2 protein-coding genes, 2 pseudogenes and 1 riboswitch are annotated in these 3,948 nt (G+C 67.4%); of the genes and pseudogenes, 1 reads left to right on the top strand and 3 read right to left on the bottom strand.

The genetic code is table 11. From position 1 onward, the window contains the following. From fliG to B0W88_RS30290, 3 genes and pseudogenes are all read right to left on the bottom strand, one after another. Positions 1 to 495: pseudogene (gene fliG, locus B0W88_RS30300) on the bottom strand (flagellar motor switch protein FliG); the annotation flags it as partial. Beyond that, the gene (gene fliF / locus B0W88_RS30295) at positions 492 to 2,159 is read right to left on the bottom strand and encodes a flagellar basal-body MS-ring/collar protein FliF (protein WP_077038225.1); all 1,668 of its coding nucleotides are present in this window, start codon (positions 2,157 to 2,159) and stop codon (positions 492 to 494) included. The pseudogene fliG and the gene fliF, both read right to left, overlap by 4 nt. 49 nt (positions 2,160 to 2,208) lie before the next feature. Next, positions 2,209 to 2,541, bottom strand: coding sequence for a flagellar hook-basal body complex protein FliE (locus B0W88_RS30290; RefSeq protein ID WP_077038224.1), 333 nt, complete (start codon positions 2,539 to 2,541; stop codon positions 2,209 to 2,211). Between the two features lie 461 nt (positions 2,542 to 3,002). Then, a riboswitch (cyclic di-GMP riboswitch) is annotated at positions 3,003 to 3,112 on the bottom strand. Between the two features lie 265 nt (positions 3,113 to 3,377). On the opposite strand from B0W88_RS30290, the pseudogene B0W88_RS30285 reads away from it, so the two are divergent. Continuing rightward, positions 3,378 to 3,948 (top strand): annotated as a pseudogene (locus tag B0W88_RS30285) (hypothetical protein); the annotation flags it as partial.

The following is a 3,948-nucleotide window of genomic DNA, read 5'->3' as shown; positions in this document are numbered from 1 at the left end:
CACCAGGTCACGGCCTTCGGCGGGCAGCGCGGCGATCACCTCGCCGGCCAGCGCCGGCGGCAGGAAGGCCAGGAAGACCGCCTGCATGCGCACGTGTTCATCGGCGATGCGGTCGGCCAGCCACTTCGGCGAGGCCCATTGCAGGCGGGCCATCTTGGGCCGGATCGCGTCCCCGTAGATGCTCTTGAGCACGCTGCTGGCGATGTCGCCGCCCAGGGCCAGGCCCAGCGAGCGCTGCAGGTAGCTGCGCGAGGCGCCGTGCACGCCGCTCTGCTGGCGGTAGTCGTCGAAGAAGCGCTGCAGCGACTGCTTGACCGAATGGACCTTGATGCCCGACAGGCGCGACATCACCTGGGTCACCTCCAGCAGCTCGTCGCGCGACAGGCAGCGCAGCACCGCGGCGGCAGGCTCCTCGCCCATGCTCAGCAGCACGATGGCGGCCTGTTCGACGTGGGTCAGTGCAGGCTGTTCGTTAGGCGTGTAGTCGTTGCTCATGCTGGCACCTTCTTCTGGACCCATTGCTTGACCACTTCGGCCACGCGCTCCGGTTCCTTGGCGGCAAGGACCTTCAGGTGGTCGACCAGCACGTCGACCGGCGAGCCCGGCGGCGGCAGCTCGAAGTTCTCGAGCAGCGGCACCACCGGCATCGGCTTGACGGCCGGTGCTTCGTTCGTCAGGGCCGGCGTGGCGATCGGCGCGTCGAGCACCGGCGCATCGCCGGCAAGCGGCTCCAGCGACACGGGCTCGGCGGCGACTCGCGGCGACACCGCCTGGCGAGCCAGCTTCAGCACCGGCCGCACGACCAGCAGGTAGCCCAGCAGCAGCGCGACGCCGTAGCCCACGTAGCCGCCCAGGTCGACCAGCGTGTCCTTCTGCTCGTACCAGGGCTCGGCAGCCAGCGGCGCGGGGAACGGCAGCGGCGTGACCGAGAGCCGGTCGCCGCGCTCGGCATTGATGCCCAGGCCGCTGACCAGCAGCGCCTCGATCTTCTTCAGGTCGGCCGGGGCCCACTGGCGGGCCTTGCCTGGCGCGGCCGCTTCGTTCAGGGCCACGGCCACGTTCAGCCGGGCCAGGCGGCCGCGGCTGCGCTTGATCTGGGTGATGCTGCGGTCGTAGGCGTATTGCTTGGTGCTGGCGTTCTTGCGGGCGCTGGCGGCGTTGCCGTCATCGGGACCGGAGGCCGCATTGGCAGGGCCGTTCACCGGCCGGTTGCTCAGCGAACCGGGCACGCCCATCGCGATGCGCTCGCGGTCGGTCTCCTCGCGCATCGCCTCGTTGGTGACCTTGGGCGCGTCGCCGTACTGCTCGCGGGTCTCCTGGATGCGGTCGTTGTCCACCTCGGCGGTGACGCTCAGGCGGTAGTTGTCGCCGCCCAGCGTCGGGGCGAGGATGTCGCGCACATTGCGGCGGACCTCGTCCTCGTAGCGCTTGGCGGCCTCGTTGCCCTGGGCGGCAATGCCCTCGGCGCCTTCGCTCAGGTCCACCCGCGCAGATAACAAGTTACCTGCCTGGTCCACCAGGCTCACGCGCTGCGGGTCCAGGCTCGCCACGCTGCCGGCCACCAGGTTGATGGCGGCGGCGATCTGTTCATTGGAGAGGTGCTGGCCAGGCTTCAGCGTGAGCACCACCGAGGCGGAGCTTTTCTCGCCGTCGTTGACCACGAAGGACGAGGACTTGGCGATCGACAGGTGCACCCGCGCGCTCTCGACCGGGTCCAGCGCCGTCATGCTCTGGGCCAGCTCGCCCTCCAGGCCGCGGCGGAAGCGCACGTCCTGCACGAACTGGCTGACGCCCAGCGGATCGTTGCGGTCCATCAGCTCCAGGCCGCCGGGCAGCCTGGCCACGACACCCTTGGCCGCCAGCAGCATGCGCACGCGGCCCAGTTCCTTCTCGGGCACCAGCACCTGGCCGCTGTCGGGGTGGACGCGGTAAGCCACATGCTCGGCGTCGAGCACGGCCATCATCTCGCCGGCGGCGACCTTCTCGCGCTGGCCGAACACCGGCTTGTAGGCCGACTGGTCGCGCCACATCAGCATCAGGGCGAGCGCCGTGCCGACGACGGCCAGGGCCAGCAGCGGCGCGAGGCCGCGCAACAGGCCGGCGGGGATGCGCGGCATCTGCGTGAGACCGAATCGGGCGGCAAGCTTGTTGATGGGCATGTTCTTGTTGCTAGGGTGTGAGACGAGGGTCAGGTCTTGCGGCGAAGGTTCACAGCTGCAGCTTCAGCAGCTCGTCCATCGCGCCCATCACCTTGTTCCGGACCTGCATCAGCATCGAGAAGGACAGGCTGGCGTCCTGGCTGGCCAACATGGCGCCGACCAGGTCGTCGCTCCTGCCGCTGTCGACGTCGGCCATGCGGTCGGCGGCGTCATGCTCCTTGCCGTCCACGCGCTGCAGCACCTGCTCCATGCTCTGGGCGAAGCCGCCCTGGGCCGGCGCGGCCGCCGTGCCGAGCTGTGCCTGCAGACCGGCGAGATCGCCTTCGAGCTGCTTCAGCGAGAGCTGGATCGCACCACTGGATGGATTGGCCTGAATATTCATCGCTGCTTTTGTAAAATACCAGTTATTGAAAATTGCAGGCAATAGTCATCCACACCGAGAATCATCCCGGTATATTTTTGACTGCTTTTTTCACTGCCGCCCAAGTATCAGGGCAGCCCCTCTAAATCACTGTTTAATTACGGATTCTTATTAATGCACGCCGCAGGCTCACGGTATTCCGCGCAGACCCGGAGCAGTTTCGGCAAGCCATGCCGAAATTCAGACATCGTGCGCTTTCCGCACCAAAGCATTTAAGTTCGCCCACGGCGATGCCGCCTTGCCCGGAGGCAGGACCAGCAACAGCAGGAAGGTAGGAGGTAGTCCTCGGCTCATCGTCGGCTCACGGTGTTCGGTGAGCACAAGCCAAGCTCAGCCAGGGGGCCACAACGAAGCGCGGGAGCGCCTCGGCAGACAATGGTTCTGCCAGCAGGCACGCGGCACGCGCCTGGACAGACTTCAGGTCTGGCAACCCCGCTATCGTGGCCGGTGGCGCATCGCTGCCGATGCGCCGCCGGCGGTAGACCGGAGGCTTTGCGACCCCGGCTTTCGCTCGGGTGTGCCCTGATGTAGCGAACTGTATCCAGCTTGTTGCACTGCGACAAGACAATTTCCGGATATTCGGATCAGCTTCCAGTCAGCCTGTGACTTTGTGCACGAAGTTCGTTGAAGGACGGGATCCAGCCGGTCGCCATGGACTGGCGTGTCATGGAATCGTAAGAATTCACCGTCGAGCACGCACAGGGATTGATGGAGAGTTTATATGCCGCCGATGAAGTGGTATTAGTGTGAGGTATTTCCTCAGCTGCCGGCGCGATTAATTCTAGAATCCGCCCGCCATGAACCATTCCAGCGCAATCACCGCCGCCAAGCCCGCCGCCGAGGTGCTCGATCCACGCACGCTGGGCCGGCCGGTACACCTGATGAAGGAATTCGCGGAGGAACTGCGCGAGCGGCTGGAGAGCCTGTTGCGCGAACAGCTGAACCGCCGCTACCGGGCCGCCTTCGAGCTGGGCGACGTCACCATCGACGCCGCGGGCAGCAGCCAGCCGTCCGGCGACTGGCTGATGCTGGAGCTGGCCGCCGGCCGCCTGGCCTGCCGCTTCGAGCGCGAGCTGGTGCTGGCCGTCATGAGCTACCGCTACGGCGGCGCGCCGCTGGGCGCGGACGCGCCGCGCACCAGCACCGAAGACCGCCTGGCCGGCCTGCTGGGCCGCGAGCTGCTGCAGGGCCTGGCCACCCAGCTCGGCGCCGAGGACCGCGGCCTGCCGCTGCGCGCCGCCCCGCAGCGCGACGCCTGGCTGCTGCGCGTGCCGGTCTTCGACATGCGGCTGCAGCTGCGCAGCACCCTGCTGCTGGCGCTGGATGCCGGCTGGATGAACCAGTTGCTGCGCGAGCGCAGCCCGCGGC

This window comes from Pelomonas sp. KK5, from assembly GCF_001984095.1.
Lineage (GTDB): Bacteria > Pseudomonadota > Gammaproteobacteria > Burkholderiales > Burkholderiaceae_C > KK5.
Note: the sequence above shows the minus strand (reverse complement) of the source record. Positions and strands in the feature narration are given on the sequence as shown.

What these genes read in the sequence shown, in the direction of transcription:
- B0W88_RS30290 (WP_077038224.1), bottom strand. Translation starts at nt 2,541, where the DNA reads ATGAATATTCAGGCCAATCCATCCAGTGGTGCGATCCAGCTCTCGCTG.
- fliF (WP_077038225.1), bottom strand. Translation starts at nt 2,159, where the DNA reads ATGCCCATCAACAAGCTTGCCGCCCGATTCGGTCTCACGCAGATGCCG.